The sequence below is a fragment of the Glutamicibacter sp. St.4D3 genome, assembly GCF_059728615.1.
The window spans coordinates 642,359-657,952 of sequence record NZ_AP039380.1; the positions used below are offsets into that span (position 1 = coordinate 642,359).

The following is a 15,594-nucleotide window of genomic DNA, read 5'->3' on the forward strand; positions in this document are numbered from 1 at the left end:
CGGCCCGGGGCGGGCATCTACCCCCATTGGGCGAAGGCCACCCGCGCCGCCTGCAGCCGGGTCTGCACCCCCAGCTTGTCCATGACCCGCGAGGCATGGGTTTTCACCGTCGATTCGCCGATGCCCAGTTGCGCGGCGATCTGCGGGTTGCTCAGGCCCTGGCCGAGCCCCCGCAGCACCTGGATTTCACGCTCGGTCAGGCTTTCGGGCAGCGGCTCGCGCGGCGGAGCGGCCGGTGCCGGCTGCACGGCCCGCCTGATGACCCGGGCGGTGAGCTCCGGGCTGAGCACGGCCCGGCCGGCGGCGACCGCGAGCACCGCGTCGATGATCTGCTCCGGTTCGGCGCTCTTGAGCAGGAAGCCGTGTGCACCGGCCTGCAGCGCCCCAAACAGGTACTCATCGTCGTCGAAGGTGGTCAGCACCAGCACCTTCGCCGTGCCGTGCTCGCGCAGGGCAGCGGTGGCCGCGATCCCGTCCATGACCGGCATGCGCAGGTCCATCAGCACCACCTCCGGGCCCAGCGCCCGCGCCATCGCCAACGCCTGGCGGCCGTCGGCGGCTTCGCCGACCACCTCGATCCGCGAACTGGCCTCCAGCACCATCCGGATGCCCAGGCGCACCGCTGAATGATCGTCAACGATCAGGACCTTCATGAAACCTCCTGGTTGTCGGTGCCGCCGCCCGGGCCGGGCTGCAGCGGCAGGGTGACGTGCACCGTGAACTGTCCCTGGTCGATCTGCCAGTGGCTCTGACCGCCCAGCGCCTGGGCGCGCGCGGCGATGTTCCGCAGCCCGGATCCCGCGCCCGGTCCACTGCCGCCGTGCGGGACGAGCGGGGGAGTGAAGGCGGCGTCCGCGGCGGGGTCCGGCGTGTTGTCCGGGCCGGGCAGCGGATTGGCGGCGGTGATCCGCAGCTGGCCGCCGTGGGCGCGCACGACGAGGCGCAGCGCGGTGTGCGGGGCGTGGCGGGAGTGGTTGACCAGCAGTTCGCTGATGGTGCGGTAGGCGGCGGTCTGCGCGGCGGCACCCACCTGGGACGGGTCCACCTCACCGGTGTAGTCGATGGTGCGTCCGCCGGCCCGGTGCGCCTCGATCAGGGCGTTGGCGCTGTCCAGGGTGGCGCGCAGGGCCTGGGGTGCCCCGGCGTGCAGCATCCGCACCATCCGGGTCATTTCCTCCAGCCCGGCCAGCGCCTCCCGGCGGATTTCGCCGACCGGTCGGCGGATCGCCTGCCAGACGGGGTCCTGACTGGATGCCGGGACCCGGTTCAGCGCCGCCGCGGAGAGCAACGCCATGGAGGAGAATCGGGCGGAGAGCACATCATGCATTTCCCGGGCCAGGCTCGTGCGTTCGGCCTCCACCGCCGCCGCATGTTCGGTGCGCAGCAGTTGTTCGCGCTGCCGGGCCGCGGCGGTGGCCTGCCGCGCCCGTTCGGCCTGGCTGGCGGCCAGCTCCTTGGCGGTGCGCACGTTCTGGGCCCAGAGCATCGGGGTGAACAGCACGAACCCGATCGTGAACACGGTGAGCACCACGGCGCTGGCCCCGGCGTCGCTGGCCCATTGCGCGGCGGCGGCCAGCACCGTGAACGTGGCCAGTAGTGTTCCGGTGACATTGCGGGTGCGCGGCGGGCAGAGCAGGAAGATCGTGAACACGGTTTCGAAGATCAGGAAGTAGCCGCCGATGCTGCCCATCGCCAGCAGTACCGAGCCGGCCGCGGCCATGCCCAACGCGCAGGGCAGCGGGGCGCGGCGGCGCAGCAGGATGCATCCGACGCCGGCCAGCAGCACCAGCGGCCACCAGGCGGCCAGCGTTGCGGGCAACACCGGGGTGTTCACCAGCCCGGCGGCATGCAGCACCACGGCCAGCACCAGGTAGGTGATGGCCACCTCCGGCTCCTGCTCGCCGCTGATGAACCGCCGCCGGGTATGCGAAAAATCGATCTTCACCCCTCCATCATGGTCCACCGGCCCGTCCGCTGCCGTCCCCCAAAGGTAGGACACCGGCGTGGACCGATGCCCGATGTGCCCGTTCCCGCCCACTGGCAGGCTCGATGGCATGGACTTCATGCAACAGGCACCGGCCGCTGCACTGGCCGTACTTGCCCTCATCGACGCCACCAGCATCGGCACCCTGGTGATCCCGATCTGGCTGCTGCTGCGCCGCGACTACCGCCGCGCCATTCCCAAGGTACTGGCCTACCTGGGCATCATCGCCGTCTTCTACTGGCTGCTGGGCTTGGGGTTGCGGGCCGGCTGGCTGGCCGGCACCCAGCTGCTGCCGGACGGGTTCTTCGACGCCCCGCTGCTGCGGATGCTCGCGCTGCTGGTGGGCGGGGCCATGCTCACCTGGGCGCTGCTGAGCAAACCGGCGGGCAAGGATGCCGCCGGGACCCCGCAAGGCCCCACGCCGCCCGCCCCGGCTGAGCACGCCGCCGGCCGCGCACCGGGCACGGAGCCGGCACCTGCGGCGAAGCCCGGGACGACGGCGGTGGCCCACGACCAGGCGGTGCCGGCCCGGCTGCGCCGGCACCTGGGCGCCGCACTGGATTCCTGGGCGGGGGTGATCGTGCTGGCCCTGCTGGCCGGTTTGCTGGAGATGCCGACCATGCTGCCCTACCTGGGGGCCCTGGGGCTGATGGGAACGCTGGGTTGGAGCGGCCTCGTGCAGGGCGCCGTGCTGGGCGTCTACTGCCTGGTGATGATCCTGCCGGCCCTGGGCCTGGTCGCGGTGCGGCGCCTGGCCGGATCGCGGATGGACCGGTGGCTGCAGCGGGTCGGGGCGAAGCTGGGACGCTACGCGGCGGAGACCGGGGCCTGGGTGGTGGGCATCGTCGGCTTCCTGCTGGTGCGTTTTGCCTTCTCACCCCGGCCCGACGGGCAGGGGCTGTGGGGCGGGCTGCGCCGGCTGCTGGAGGGGATCCTGCCGTTCTGAGCCCGCCTGGGCACCGGTGCCGGCGGCGGGCCTGACGCTGTGGGCGAAGCGACGGGCCGAAAGTTGGTGGCCGCCGCGAACCGATGGGAGAATGGGTGGCATGGAATCTCTAGGCAGCAACGCATCACGCGGGAAGAAGTTGACGCTGAACGCGTCCACGGTCTCCATGGGCGTGATGCTCATCATCCTCCTGGTCGCGGTCATCTTCGCCGCCAACTCGAACCAAATCGTCGGGTGGTTCGTGGTCGTCATTTCCGGAGGCTGGCTGCTGCTCTCGGCGTTCCTGGTGTTCGGGCTCAAGCGTGGGGCGGACCGGATCAACACCTCGCTGCGTGAGGCCACCGTGGCCGTCGCCGACCGGGCCAAGGGTGGTTCCACCGTCGTGATCGATGAGGCCACCAGCCAGCGCGACATGAAGCTGGACCACTCCTTCAAGATCGTGCAGGTGCAGGCCGGGGTGATCCAGCAGGAGCTGGAGAAGGCCGGTCCCGAGTCGCGCGCCATGATCGACCGGGCCCTGGACACCATCAACATGACCGCTGCCAACGCCCGGGACATGATGAAACCCCATGAGCAGCCGATCGACGGCGAGATCATCGACTAGTTTTTGTTACCGCACAGCGCAGCGTCCTGCCCGGGCGTTGCGCTGTCTTTTTGTAAGGTGGAACCGTGATACCTACCAGCTCGGAAATCCTGAACAAGAATGCCGGCGCCGTGCGCGTGGCCTCGGTGAACGTCAACGGCATCCGTGCCGCCTACCGCCGCAACATGGCGGACTGGATTGCGGCGCGCGACGTGGACATCCTGTGCCTGCAGGAAGTGCGCGCACCGGACAAGATCGTGCGCGAGCTGGTGGGCGAGGGCTGGCACATCCTGCATGCCGAGGCCAAGGACAAGGGCCGGGCCGGGGTGGCGATCCTCTCCCGCGCCGAACCGGTGGCGGTTCGCGAGCACATTGGCGATGAGTACTTCGCCGAGTCCGGACGCTGGGTGGAGGCGGACTTCACCATGGCCGACGGCTCGACGCTGTGCGTGGTCTCCGCCTACGTGCACTCCGGGGAGCTGAACACCCCCAAGCAGGAGGACAAGTACCGCTTCCTGCAGCGGATGACCGAGCACCTGCCGGTGCTGAAGGCCACCAAGGACCATGTGCTGGTCGTGGGCGACCTGAACGTGGTGCACACCGAACGCGACATCAAGAACTGGAAGCCGAACCACAACAAGCGTGCCGGGGTGCTGGACGAGGAGATCGCCTACTTCAACGGCTTCTTCGGCGAGCAGATCGGCTACATGGACGTGGCCCGGACCCTGGCCGGTGACGAGCAGGGCCCCTACACCTGGTGGTCCTGGCGCGGCCAGGCGTTCGTGAACAACGCCGGCTGGCGCATCGACTACCACATGGCCACCCCGGAGCTGACCGCCAAGGCGATCAAGGCCCACGTGGACCGTGCCAGCGAATACGCCCTGCGTTTCTCCGACCACGCACCGCTGGTCGTCGACTACCAGTTCTAAGGATCGAAATCTCATGAGCACCACCCGTCCCCGCGTCCTGTCGGGCATGCAGCCCTCCGGCGACTCCCTGCACCTGGGCAACTACCTCGGAGCGCTGGTCAACTGGGTCAAGACCCAGGATCAGTACGACGCGTTCTTCTTCATCCCGGACATGCACGCGATCACCGTCGCGCAGGACCCGGCGGACCTGCAGGCCCGCACCCGCAAGACCGCCGCCCAGTTCATCGCCGGGGGCATCGACGTGGAGAAGTCCACCCTCTTCGTCCAGTCCCAGGTTCCCGAGCACGCCCAGCTGGCCTGGGTTTTCAACTGCATCACCGGGTTCGGTGAGGCCAGCCGAATGACCCAGTTCAAGGACAAGACCGCCAAGGGCGGCACCGAGAACGCCAGCGTCGGGCTGTTCACCTACCCGGTGCTGATGGCCGCGGACATCCTGCTCTACCAGCCCGAAGGGGTGCCGGTGGGCGATGACCAGCGCCAGCACGTGGAGCTGACCCGCACCCTGGCCCAGCGCTTCAACCACCGCTTCGGGCAGACGTTCGTGGTGCCCAAGGCGCAGATCCCGGCCGAGGGGGCGCGGATCTACGATCTGCAGAACCCCACCGCGAAGATGTCCAAGTCCGCGGAGTCGCCCAACGGGCTGATCAACGTGCTCGATGAGCCGAAGCTGATCGCCAAGCGGATCAAGTCCGCGGTCACCGACACCGGCACGGTCATCGCCTACGACAAGGAAAACCAGCCCGGGGTCTCGAACCTGCTGGACATCCTGGCCGCGGTCACCGAACGACCGGTGCCGCAGCTGGTCGCCGAGTTCGAGGGCAAGATGTACGGGCACCTGAAGGTCGCCGTGGCCGATGCGGTGGTCGAACGGCTCACCCCGATCCGCGAACGCACCCTGGAGCTGCTCGATGACCCGGCCGAGCTGGACCGGCTGCTGCTGACCGGGGCGAACAAGGCCCGTGAGGTGGCCAGCCGCACCGTGGCCGACGTGTACGAGAAAGTCGGTTTCCTGCCGCCGTTGGGAAGCCTGCGGTAGCGGTGCAGCCGCACCCGGTCCCGCCTGAGGACCCCCAGTACACGCTGGGGGTCGTCATCCCGGTGCCCGAACCGCCGCGCACCCAGCTGCGCGACTGGCGGGCCAGCTACGGGGGCCAGGCCAGCCTGCTCATCGAACCGCACATCACCCTGGTCACCGGGTCGCTGAACGGCGGCGCCAGCTGGCAGGACGCGGCGCAGCACCTGCAGCGGGTCTGCGCCGCACAGCCCCCGTTCACCGTGCAGCTGGGAGCGGCGATCTCCTTCCGGCCGCTGAGCCCGGTGGTGTACCTGCCGCTGCGCCAGGGGCTGGACGCCTGCCGGCAGCTGCACCAGGCGCTGCTGCACGGCCCGCTGCGCCACGACTCGCCCTTCGAGTACCACCCGCACCTGACGATCGCCCAGAACGTCACCGACGCCGAACTGGACGCGGCCCTGCACGCATTGTCCGGGGTGGAGCTGCGCTTCACCGTGGACCAGGTGCAGCTCTTTGCGATGCACGCCGGCACCTGGCAGCTGCGCGAACAGCTGGCGCTGCTGGGCTAGGCACGACCCGCCGATCCCGGCCGACCCTGGCCGATACCACACGGAAGGCACCGCTGCCGCCCATTGCCCTGCGGTGGCGCGAAAGGCAAAAAACCTCCGCGGTGCAACAGCACCACGGAGGTTTTTTCACGCCCTAGCGCACGCGGCGCCCGGGACCGGTCCCTGGACCGTTGCCCGCAGGCAGGGTCCTAGACGGTCGCCTTCGCGCGAACGTTGGACTCGATCTGCGAGCCGACGTTCTCGTCGATGTTCTTCCAGTACTGGATGGCGTTGGACAGGACCGGCTCGATGACGCCCTCCAGGGCGCCGGTGACGGTCTGCACCAGACGGGCACGCTGCTCGTCGTCCATGACCTCGCGCACCAGGATGCCCGGCTGCACGAAGTCGCCATCGTCCTCACGCAGGGTGTAGGACGAGCGCACCAGGTCTCCATCGGATTCGAAGGAGTTGTCGACCGGGCCGGTCTCATCGCTCCAGGAATCACCGAAGGAGTTCGGGACGTAGTAGCTGCGGGCACCGGAGTGCTCGTACCACATGTTGCCCTCGAAGTTGTAGCTGTGCACCGGAACCTTCGGGCGGTTGACCGGCAGCTGCTGGAAGTTGGTGCCGATGCGGTAGCGCTGGGCATCCGCGTAGGCGAAGTTGCGGCCCAGCAGCATCTTGTCCGGGCTCATGCCCATGCCGGGAACCATGTTCGCCGGCGAGAAGGCGGCCTGCTCGATCTCGGCGAAGAAGTTCTCCGGGTTGCGGTTCAGGGTCAGGGTGCCGACCTTGATGCGCGGGTAGTCCTTCTTCGACCAGGTCTTGGTCAGGTCGAACGGGTTGTAGCGGTAGGTCTTGGCCTCTTCATACGGCATGACCTGGATGTACAGGTCCCACTGCGGGAAGTTGCCTTCCTTGATGGCGTTGAACAGGTCGCGGCGGTGGAACTCGGCGTCCGCACCTGCCAGGCGCTCGGCCTCGGCACCGTCGATGGTCTCGAACTTGTCCGACTGCTTGTTGATGAAGTGGTACTTCACCCAGAACTTCTCGCCGGCTTCGTTGACCCACATGTAGGTGTGCGAGCCGTAGCCGTTCATTTCACGCCAGGTCTTCGGCAGGCCGCGGTCACCCATGATGTAGGTGACCTGGTGGGCCGACTCGGGGTTCTGGGTCCAGAAGTCCCACTGCATGGTGCCGTCGCGCAGGCCCGAATCCGGCAGGCGCTTCTGCGAGCGGATGAAGTGCGGGAACTTCATCGGATCACGCAGGAAGAACACCGGGGTGTTGTTGCCCACCAGGTCGAAGTTGCCTTCGGTGGTGTAGAACTTCAGGGCGAAGCCGCGCACGTCGCGCCAGGTGTCCGGGGAGCCGAGCTCACCGGCCACGGTGGAGAAACGCAGCAGGGTCTCGGTCTTGACACCCTTCTGGAACAGTGCAGCCTTGGTGTACTGCGAGACGTCCTCGGTGGTCTCGAATTCGCCGAAGGCGCCAGCGCCCTTGGCGTGCGGACGACGCTCCGGAACGTTCATGCGGTTGAAGTGCTGCAGGGTCTCGACCAGGTGGTGGTCGTGCAGCACGATGGGGCCATCGGCACCCACGGTCAGCGAGTTGCGGTCGCTGACGGCTGGGATGCCAGCCTGAGTGGTCGAACCGGTGTGGTGACCGTTGTTTTCGGCAGCCATGTGCTCTCCTTTGTTTGGATCCGGCTAGGTGGTCAGGGAAGGTTCAGTCCAGCGGACGCCGCACACTTGGCGCAGGTCCCGTGATAGAGGACTTCAGCCACGGAGATTTTCATCCCGCGGACGATGTTGGGGTCCAGGCAGGCCGGCGCCGTGGTGGGCAGCGCGACATCCTCGACGAGTCCGCACTGCGTGCAGACGGCATGGTGGTGGTCGGTGATGCGGGTTTCGTAGCGTGCCCCCGCATGCGGCACATCCAGCCGACGCAGCAGCCCGGAGCTGGCCAGGTCGTTCACCACGGTGTGCACGGTGCCCAGGGCGATCCCGGGGATCTCCTGCTGGGCGTGGCGGTGCAGCTCATCGGCGGTGGAATGCGGGTGGCGGGTGGCACAGTCCAGGACGGCCACACGCTGCTTGGTCACACGCCGGCCCGCGGCGCGCAGGGGCTCGGCCCAGCGTGCATGCGAACCGTCGGTCTGATCGTGTGCCATATCTCTATCATGCCACAAACTTGAATAGTTCAAAATAAGCATGGGGTGGATTTTCGCTGGGAGACTAATCTCCTCCTGCCGGATCCGCCCTGCGGTAGCGGCACCTTTGGGGAGCCGGCGCCGGCCGGGGGAGGGGATGGCAAAGGGGCCCCGAACCGCAGTGGTTCGGGGCCCCTAGGGTGCCGTCGGGCAGCTGATTAGATGGTGCGCGACAAGATGGCCTGCTTGACCTCGGCGATCGCCTTGGTCACCTGGATGCCACGCGGGCACGCCTCGGTGCAGTTGAAGACGGTGCGGCAGCGCCACACGCCTTCCTTGTCGTTCAGGATCTCCAGGCGCATGTCCCCGGCCTCGTCACGCGAGTCGAAGATGAATCGGTGGGCGTTGACGATCGCGGCCGGGCCGAAGTACTGGCCATCGGTCCAGAACACCGGGCAGGAGCTGGTGCAGGCGGCACACAGGATGCACTTGGTGGTGTCGTCGAAGCGCTCACGGTCCTCGACGGACTGGAAACGCTCGCGGGTCGGCTCGTGGCTGTTGTTGATCAGGAACGGCATGATCTCGCGGTAGGACTGGAAGAACGGCTCCATGTCCACGATCAGGTCCTTCTCCAGCGGCAGGCCCTTGATCGCCTCAACGGTGATCGGCTTGGAGGTGTCCAGGTCCTTGAGCAGGGTCTTGCAGGCCAGGCGGTTGCGGCCGTTGATGCGCATGGCATCGGAGCCGCAAATGCCGTGGGCGCAGGAGCGGCGGAACGACAGCGAGCCGTCGTGCTCCCACTTGACCTTGTGCAGGGCGTCCAGCACGCGGTCGGTGCCGTACATGGTCAGCTTGAAGTCTTCCCAGTAGGCCTCGGACTTGCTCTCGGGCAGGTAACGGCGAACACGCAGGGTGATGTTGAAGGTAGGGATTTCTCCGCCGCCGCCAACACCGGGCTTCAGCTCGATCTTTGATGCTGGTTCTGGCTGTTCGGTGCTCATTAGTACTTACGCTCCATCGGCTGGTAACGGGTGAAGACCACCGGCTTGGTCTCCATGCGGATGCCCTTGATGTCCTCGGTGACGGCATCGGCGTCGCGGTAGGACATCGAGTGCTTCATGAAGTTCTCGTCATCGCGGTCCGGGAAGTCCTCGCGGTAGTGGCCGCCGCGCGATTCCTTGCGGTGCAGGGCTGCCACGGTCATGACCTCGGCAAGGTCCAGCAGGAAGCCGAGCTCGATGGCTTCGAGCAGATCCAGGTTGAAGCGCTTGCCCTTGTCCTGGATGCCGATGTTCTTGTAGCGCATGCGCAGGTCCTCGATCACGTCGCGGGCCTCCTTCAGCGAACGCTCGTCGCGGAACACCTGGACGTTGCTGTCCATGGTCTCCTGCAGGATCGAACGCAGCTCGGCGACCTTCTCGGTGCCGTTGGAGTCCATCAGCGCGCCGATCTGGCTGGTGACGAACTGCTCGCTGTCCTCCGGCAGGTCGACGAAGTCGGCGTCCTTGGCGTATTCGGCCGCGGCCACACCGGCGCGCTTGCCGAAGACGTTGATGTCCAGCAGCGAGTTGGTGCCCAGGCGGTTCGAGCCGTGCACGGACACGCAGGCGACCTCACCGGCGGCGAACAGGCCCGGGACGACGGTGTCGTTGTCCTGCAGCACCTGGGTCTTGATGTTGGTCGGCACACCGCCCATGGCGTAGTGCGCGGTCGGGTACACCGGGACCGGATCGGTGAACGGCTCCACACCCAGGTAGGTGCGGGCGAACTCGGTGATGTCCGGCAGCTTGGATTCGATGTGCTCCGGCTCCAGGTGGGTCAGGTCCAGCAGCACGTAGTCCTTGTTTGGACCGCAGCCGCGGCCCTCGCGCACCTCGTTGGCCATGGCGCGGGCGACGATGTCGCGCGGGGCCAGGTCCTTAATGGTCGGTGCGTAGCGCTCCATGAAGCGCTCACCGTCGGAGTTGCGCAGGATCGCGCCTTCACCGCGGGCACCCTCGGTCAGCAGGATGCCCAGCCCGGCCAGGCCGGTCGGGTGGAACTGGAAGAACTCCATGTCCTCCAGCGGCAGGCCGCGGCGGAAGGCGATGCCCATGCCGTCGCCGGTCAGGGTGTGGGCGTTGGAGGTGGTCTTGAAGACCTTGCCGGCGCCGCCCGATGCGAAGATCACGCTCTTGGCCTGGAACACGTGCAGTTCGCCGGTGGCCAGGTCGTAGGAGACCACGCCGGCCACGCGCTTCTGCTTGTAGGCGGTGCCGTCCTCGCGGTAGGCGTCCTCCTCAACCAGCAGCAGGTCCAGCACGTAGTACTCGTTGTAGAACTCGACGTTGTGCTTCACGCAGTTTTGGTACAGGGTCTGCAGGATCATGTGACCGGTGCGGTCCGCGGCGTAGCAGGCGCGGCGCACGGCAGCCTTGCCGTGGTCACGGGTGTGCCCGCCGAAGCGGCGCTGGTCGATCTTGCCGTCCGGGGTGCGGTTGAAGGGAAGACCCATCTTTTCCAGGTCCAGCACCGCGTCGATGGCTTCCTTGGCCATGATCTCGGCTGCGTCCTGGTCCACCAGGTAGTCGCCACCCTTGATGGTGTCGAAGGTGTGCCATTCCCAGTTGTCTTCTTCAACGTTGGCCAGTGCCGCGCACATGCCACCCTGGGCCGCACCGGTGTGGGAGCGGGTCGGGTAAAGCTTGGTCAGCACTGCGGTACGGGCGCGCTGGCCGGATTCGATCGCGGCACGCATCCCCGCGCCGCCGGCACCGACGATGACGACGTCGTACTTATGTACCTGCATTCTTGAGGCTCTCTTTTCTAGAAATCTATTGCGGTGTGGCGCGCAATTAGGCGCACTGCGGCAGCGGGCTGTTGGCCACGCACGGATCGAAGGTGAAGATCACCAGCGAGCCGAGGACCAGGATGAAGATGGTGGCCACGTACAGCAGCCCCTTCAGCCAGGTGCGGGTCGCGTGCTTCTCGGCGTAGTCGTTGATGATGGTGCGCACACCGTTGGTGCCGTGCAGCATGGAGAGCCACAGCAGGGCCAGGTCCCAGAACTGCCAGACCGGGGAGGCCCACTTGCCGGCCACGAAGCCGAAGGACAGGGCGTTGATGCCGTCGCCAACAATAAGGTTGGCGATCAGGTGACCGAAAATCAGCACGACCAGGACCACGCCGGACAGGCGCATGAACAGCCAGCCGAGCATTTCGAAGTTGCCGCGCGACTTCGGACCGCGAATGTACTTCGGGTCCATGCGCTGGCTGCTGCGCGGAGCTTGAATATCGACACTCATGGCTTAGTGACCTCCGAAGGCGAGCGACAGGTGGCGGATGGCGAATCCGGCGAAGACGACGACCCACAGGCCAAGCACGCCCCACAGCAGCTGGCGCTGGTACTTGGTGCCCTGCTTCCAGAAGTCCACCAGGATCACGCGCAGGCCATTAAAGGCGTGGAAGAGGATGGCGGCAACCAGGGCGGTCTCGCCCAGGGCCATCAACGGGTTCTTGTAGGTGCCGATAACGGCGTCGTATGCGCTGGCATCGACGCGGACGAGTGCAGTATCAAGCACGTGCACCAAGAGAAAAAGGAAAATAACGACACCGGTGACTCGGTGTCCCACCCATGACCACATGCCCTCACGGCCGCGGTAGAGGGTGCCTGACGAAGTCTTCGACACTGAACTAAACCTCCAAGACTCGCAACGGCGCATGTGTATCTTGCACACAATGAAATGTGACGCACTTGTGCGAGCGTTCCTTGCCCGAGTCTAAACCACTCGTGCCGGTGTGTTCTATGTTCTGATTATTTTGTGTGAGCAGGTTCACCGATAGGGGTGAATATTGCGCCGAATGGCCACAAATGCCCGTGGATTAGGGCATTTTTCAATGTTCTAATTATCGCAAATGTGCGCTAAATCCAACGCGCATTGACGCGTTCAAGCCGGGCGCGGATGGGCCAATGAACTAGTCTTGCTGTTGTGAATGAAGACCTGCTAGCGCGTTTCCATGGCGTCATTCCGGCCGGTGGAGTCGGAACCAGGCTGTGGCCACTGTCCCGGGCGTCGGCCCCGAAGTTCCTGCACGATCTGACCGGCTCGGGCTCCACGCTGATCCGGGCCACCTACGACCGCCTGGTGCCGCTGGCCAGTGTGCGGATCATGGTGGTGACCGGCCGGGCGCACCGTGGCGCCGTGCTGAGCCAGCTAAACGAGATCTGCGACGAGAACCTGGTGCTGGAGCCGGAGCCACGTGACTCCGCCGCCGCGATCGGGCTGGCCGCGGCCATCCTGTACCGCCGCAACCCGAACATCATCATGGGCTCCTTCGCCGCCGACCAGGTCATCGGTCCGGTGGAGGTCTTCCAGGAGGCGGTGCGCGAGGCCATCCACACTGCGGCCACCGGCAAGATCGTGACCATCGGCATCCACCCCACCCACCCGTCGACCGGGTTCGGGTACATCCAGACCGGCCTGCCGCTGGAGATCGAGCACGCTCCCACCGCCCGCGCGGTCGCCCAGTTCGTGGAGAAGCCCGACGCGGACACCGCCCGGCAGTACCTGGCCAGCGGCTTTTTGTGGAACGCGGGCATGTTCGTCGCCCCGGTCTCGCTGATGCTCCAGCACCTTCAGGCCAACGAACCGGACCTGCATGCCGGGCTGATGCGCATCGCCGCCGCCTGGGACACCGACCAGCGAGACGCGGTCATGGAGGAAGTCTGGCCCGGGCTGCCGAAGATCGCGATCGACTACGCGGTCGCCGAGCCGGCGGCCGCCGCCGGGGACGTCGCGGTCATTCCCGGCGTCTTCAACTGGGACGACGTGGGCGACTTCGCCGCGATCGGCCGGTTGAACAAGGCCAGCGAGGAAACCGGGGTGACGATCCTGGGTGACAAGGTCCGGGTCTACTCGGACAACGCCTCCGGGGTCGTGTACGGGGACAACCCGCGGGTGGTGGCGCTGATCGGCATCGATGACGTGATCGTGGTGGACACGGCCGATGCGCTGCTGGTGACCACGAAGGAACATGCGCAGCAGGTCAAGCAGACCGTGGAGCAGCTGAAGAAGGACGGCGCCACGGACGTGCTGTAGCCGCAGCCAGCGCCCCGTCCCGGTGGTCGATGCGGGGCTGCGGCGCAAACCAGGCACGCTGCCGATGAAGATGCGAATCGCGGCCCCGGGGATCATCCCCGGGGCCGCGATTTGTCATTGCCGGCGGCTGCCTGCGGCAGCGCCCTAGCGCGGCAGCTCGGTGAGGAACTCGCGCACCAGCGGCCCGGCGGTTTGCGCGCCGCCCTCGCCCTCCTCGACGAAGGCCGCGATCGCCACGTCGCCCTGCCCGGCAATGGCCCAGGCGTGGGCGTTGCGTTCGGCGTCGTACTCCGCGGTGCCGCTCTTGCCGATCACCGTGCCGCCGGGCACCGAATTGAGCTGCTTCAAGGTGCCGTGGTCCACGACCTCGCCCATCATGGAGCGCAGCTGCTTGGCTTCATCCGCGCTCAGCTCGGTGGCCTGCGTCGAGGGGCTGGGCTGCTGGGACTGCCCGGCGTCCTGCTGATCCTGCGCGTCGGTGAGCACCAGCTGCGGGTGCACGGTCTCACCGGCCACCACCGAGGCCATCACCGTGGCCATGCCCAGCGGGGAAGCCTGCACCACCCCCTGCCCGATCATGTTGGCCGCCAGCTCCGTGCCCTTGGAATCATCGGGCACCGTGCCGAGGAAGGCGTTGGCGCCGGTGGAATCCTGCGCGTTCAAACCCAGCGAGCCAGCCGCCTGGGCGACCTTGGAGGAGCCCAGGTCCGCCCCGGCCTCAACGAAGACCGTATTGCAGGACTGGGCCAGGGCCTCGGACAGCGGCAGCTGGCCCAGCGCGCTGGAGGGGTAGCCGTCATAGTTCTTGAAGGCCTTGCCATCCACGGTGGTGGTGGCGGGGCAGTCGACCTTGGTGCCCGGGGTGGCCCCGTCGCGCAGCATCGCCAGCGCGGAAATGACCTTGAAGGAGGACCCCGGGGCGTACTTGCCCAGCAGCGCGGTGTTGTAGGCGTTGTCTTCCGGCCCGGAGGCGGCGGCCAGCACGGCTCCGTCGGAGGGGCGCACGGCGACCAGCGCGGCGGGGGAGTCGGTGTCGGCGACCACCGAGTCGGCCAGCTGCTGCAGCTTCGGATCCAGGCTCAGCTCCAGGTCCTTGCCGTTGACCGGCTCGCTGCTGAACAGTTCGTCCTGCTGCTCGTGCTCGGAGTTGTAGCTGGCCACCGTGGTGCCGGCGCTGCCGGCCAGCAGCTGGTTGTACTGGGCCTGCAGCCCGGAGCGTCCCACCTGGTCCCCGGCCTTGACCTTGCCCTCGGACTTCTCGATGATTTCCGCGGTCGCCTGGCCCACGGTGCCCAGCAGCTGGCGGGCGAAGCTGCGGGTGGGGGCCAACGGCAGCTCATCGGGGGTGGCGACCGCCCCGGGGATGGCGTTGATCTTTTCATCGGTCGCCTCGCGCTCGGCGTCATCGCGCAACACGATCGCCTCGACCCAGGCCCGTTCCCCGGCCGCGGCGACCCGCTTGGCGTAGTCATCGGGATCCAGGTCCACCAGCTTGGCCAGGGCCCGGGCCGAGTCCTCCCATTCGGAGGCCTCGGCGCGGGTCTTGTCGATGCCCACGCGCACGACCGGACGGTCGGTGACCAGTTTGGCGCCCTTCGCCCCGAGGATGTCACCACGCTGCGCCGCGGTGTTCCGGGCGGCCAGGTAGCCGCCCTCCTCCAGGCCGGGGGCCAGGACGGCCGGGTCGAAGCGCAGCTTCCAGTCCTGGGCGTCCTGGTCGTATTCAAAGACCGCGTTGGTTTGGTAGCTCAGGTCGTTCTCACCAGGGTCGACGTCCCATACGGTGTTGATCACCGCGGTCGCGGTCTTCTGCTCACCCTGGGGTTCCTCGTCCACCTCGGCCGACTGCACGGTGTGCGTGTGCCCGATCCCGTCCATGCGCCGGAAGGTTTCCTTGACGATCTGGCTGACCTGCTCGGTATCGGCACCGGCGGCCAAGGGCACCTGCGAAAAGTCGTCGGATTCCAATGCCGCGCTCAGCGCCTCGGCGGCCGGCTTGACCTCCGGGGTGGATTCGCTGCAGGAGGTGAGGGTGGCCGCGAGCAGGGCGGCGGTGGTCAGGGCGCCCAAGGGGCGGAGAACGGGTCGCATGGCGCCATCGTATTCACCCCAGGGTGTTGCAGGCAATTGGTTAAGGGAACCCAAAGCGCATCCGGACATGGCCGGAGTTAATGGCGGTGGCGATCCACTGGCGGAAAACCGGCGGCGCTGCATATAGCTGGCCGTGATGGGCGGTCAGGATTCGGGCTGCGTTAACCCCTTGCGCGGAGGCTCGGACCGGCCGGGGCAGCAACGGGTTCTTGACGCCATTTCCGGCAGTATTAAAAGCCCAGGGATCCGGTATCGTGGAACGGCTTAAAAA

General features: G+C 67.0%; 15 protein-coding genes. 6 read left to right on the plus strand and 9 right to left on the minus strand.

What is annotated here, in order from left to right; genetic code table 11:
* Window positions 1–17: 17 nt before the first annotated feature.
* Window positions 18–653, minus strand: coding sequence for a response regulator (locus AC6I21_RS02985; protein WP_138173530.1), 636 nt, complete (start codon window positions 651–653; stop codon window positions 18–20).
* Window positions 650–1,945: a sensor histidine kinase gene (locus AC6I21_RS02990; RefSeq protein WP_497763079.1), complete on the minus strand. Its 1,296-nt coding sequence runs from the start codon at window positions 1,943–1,945 to the stop codon at window positions 650–652. Before AC6I21_RS02990 ends, AC6I21_RS02985 begins: the two co-directional genes overlap by 4 nt.
* Window positions 1,946–2,054: 109 nt before the next feature.
* On the opposite strand from AC6I21_RS02990, the gene AC6I21_RS02995 reads away from it, so the two are divergent.
* From AC6I21_RS02995 to AC6I21_RS03015, 5 genes are all read left to right on the plus strand, one after another.
* On the plus strand, window positions 2,055–2,930 hold the full coding sequence (locus tag AC6I21_RS02995; protein WP_497763080.1) for a GAP family protein: 876 nt from the start codon (window positions 2,055–2,057) through the stop codon (window positions 2,928–2,930).
* 100 nt (window positions 2,931–3,030) lie between these two features.
* Window positions 3,031–3,534: a hypothetical protein gene (locus AC6I21_RS03000; RefSeq protein ID WP_360028476.1), complete on the plus strand. Its 504-nt coding sequence runs from the start codon at window positions 3,031–3,033 to the stop codon at window positions 3,532–3,534.
* A 65-nt stretch (window positions 3,535–3,599) separates the two neighbouring features.
* Window positions 3,600–4,442: an exodeoxyribonuclease III gene (locus tag AC6I21_RS03005; protein ID WP_138173538.1), complete on the plus strand. Its 843-nt coding sequence runs from the start codon at window positions 3,600–3,602 to the stop codon at window positions 4,440–4,442.
* Between the two features lie 13 nt (window positions 4,443–4,455).
* Window positions 4,456–5,478 (plus strand): tryptophan--tRNA ligase, encoded by a 1,023-nt coding sequence (gene trpS / locus AC6I21_RS03010; protein ID WP_138173540.1) that lies wholly within the window; start codon window positions 4,456–4,458, stop codon window positions 5,476–5,478.
* A 2-nt stretch (window positions 5,479–5,480) separates the two neighbouring features.
* Complete coding sequence (locus tag AC6I21_RS03015; RefSeq protein WP_138173542.1) at window positions 5,481–6,023, plus strand: 2'-5' RNA ligase family protein; 543 nt, start codon at window positions 5,481–5,483, stop codon at window positions 6,021–6,023.
* A gap of 188 nt (window positions 6,024–6,211) precedes the next feature.
* Here the strand turns inward: AC6I21_RS03015 and AC6I21_RS03020 are convergent, their stop codons facing one another.
* From AC6I21_RS03020 to sdhC, 6 genes are all read right to left on the minus strand, one after another.
* Window positions 6,212–7,687: a catalase gene (locus tag AC6I21_RS03020; protein WP_138173544.1), complete on the minus strand. Its 1,476-nt coding sequence runs from the start codon at window positions 7,685–7,687 to the stop codon at window positions 6,212–6,214.
* A 32-nt stretch (window positions 7,688–7,719) separates the two neighbouring features.
* Window positions 7,720–8,175, minus strand: a complete 456-nt coding sequence (locus AC6I21_RS03025) for a Fur family transcriptional regulator (protein ID WP_497763081.1) — start codon at window positions 8,173–8,175, stop codon at window positions 7,720–7,722.
* Between the two features lie 197 nt (window positions 8,176–8,372).
* On the minus strand, window positions 8,373–9,155 hold the full coding sequence (locus AC6I21_RS03030) for a succinate dehydrogenase iron-sulfur subunit (protein ID WP_138173546.1): 783 nt from the start codon (window positions 9,153–9,155) through the stop codon (window positions 8,373–8,375).
* Complete coding sequence (gene sdhA, locus AC6I21_RS03035) at window positions 9,155–10,942, minus strand: succinate dehydrogenase flavoprotein subunit (RefSeq protein WP_138173548.1); 1,788 nt, start codon at window positions 10,940–10,942, stop codon at window positions 9,155–9,157. Before sdhA ends, AC6I21_RS03030 begins: the two co-directional genes overlap by 1 nt.
* Before the next feature lie 46 nt (window positions 10,943–10,988).
* Window positions 10,989–11,438, minus strand: a complete 450-nt coding sequence (locus AC6I21_RS03040) for a succinate dehydrogenase hydrophobic membrane anchor subunit (RefSeq protein WP_138173550.1) — start codon at window positions 11,436–11,438, stop codon at window positions 10,989–10,991.
* Between the two features lie 3 nt (window positions 11,439–11,441).
* Window positions 11,442–11,855, minus strand: a complete 414-nt coding sequence (gene sdhC, locus AC6I21_RS03045) for a succinate dehydrogenase, cytochrome b556 subunit (protein ID WP_138173650.1) — start codon at window positions 11,853–11,855, stop codon at window positions 11,442–11,444.
* 267 nt (window positions 11,856–12,122) lie between these two features.
* Between sdhC and AC6I21_RS03050 the strand changes: the two genes are divergently transcribed.
* On the plus strand, window positions 12,123–13,232 hold the full coding sequence (locus AC6I21_RS03050; protein WP_497763082.1) for a mannose-1-phosphate guanylyltransferase: 1,110 nt from the start codon (window positions 12,123–12,125) through the stop codon (window positions 13,230–13,232).
* Between the two features lie 144 nt (window positions 13,233–13,376).
* On the opposite strand, the gene AC6I21_RS03055 is transcribed toward AC6I21_RS03050, so the two are convergent.
* The gene (locus AC6I21_RS03055; protein WP_497763083.1) at window positions 13,377–15,323 is read right to left on the minus strand and encodes a penicillin-binding transpeptidase domain-containing protein; all 1,947 of its coding nucleotides are present in this window, start codon (window positions 15,321–15,323) and stop codon (window positions 13,377–13,379) included.
* Window positions 15,324–15,594: the final 271 nt, after the last annotated feature.

Coding starts and splice junctions, on each gene's coding strand:
- AC6I21_RS02985 (WP_138173530.1), bottom strand. CDS start 653: ATGAAGGTCCTGATCGTTGACGATCATTCAGCGGTGCGCCTGGGCATC.
- AC6I21_RS02995 (WP_497763080.1), top strand. CDS start 2,055: ATGGACTTCATGCAACAGGCACCGGCCGCTGCACTGGCCGTACTTGCC.
- AC6I21_RS03000 (WP_360028476.1), top strand. CDS start 3,031: ATGGAATCTCTAGGCAGCAACGCATCACGCGGGAAGAAGTTGACGCTG.
- trpS (WP_138173540.1), top strand. CDS start 4,456: ATGAGCACCACCCGTCCCCGCGTCCTGTCGGGCATGCAGCCCTCCGGC.
- AC6I21_RS03020 (WP_138173544.1), bottom strand. CDS start 7,687: ATGGCTGCCGAAAACAACGGTCACCACACCGGTTCGACCACTCAGGCT.
- AC6I21_RS03025 (WP_497763081.1), bottom strand. CDS start 8,175: ATGGCACACGATCAGACCGACGGTTCGCATGCACGCTGGGCCGAGCCC.
- AC6I21_RS03030 (WP_138173546.1), bottom strand. CDS start 9,155: ATGAGCACCGAACAGCCAGAACCAGCATCAAAGATCGAGCTGAAGCCC.
- sdhA (WP_138173548.1), bottom strand. CDS start 10,942: ATGCAGGTACATAAGTACGACGTCGTCATCGTCGGTGCCGGCGGCGCG.
- AC6I21_RS03040 (WP_138173550.1), bottom strand. CDS start 11,438: ATGAGTGTCGATATTCAAGCTCCGCGCAGCAGCCAGCGCATGGACCCG.
- sdhC (WP_138173650.1), bottom strand. CDS start 11,855: ATGCGCCGTTGCGAGTCTTGGAGGTTTAGTTCAGTGTCGAAGACTTCG.
- AC6I21_RS03055 (WP_497763083.1), bottom strand. CDS start 15,323: ATGCGACCCGTTCTCCGCCCCTTGGGCGCCCTGACCACCGCCGCCCTG.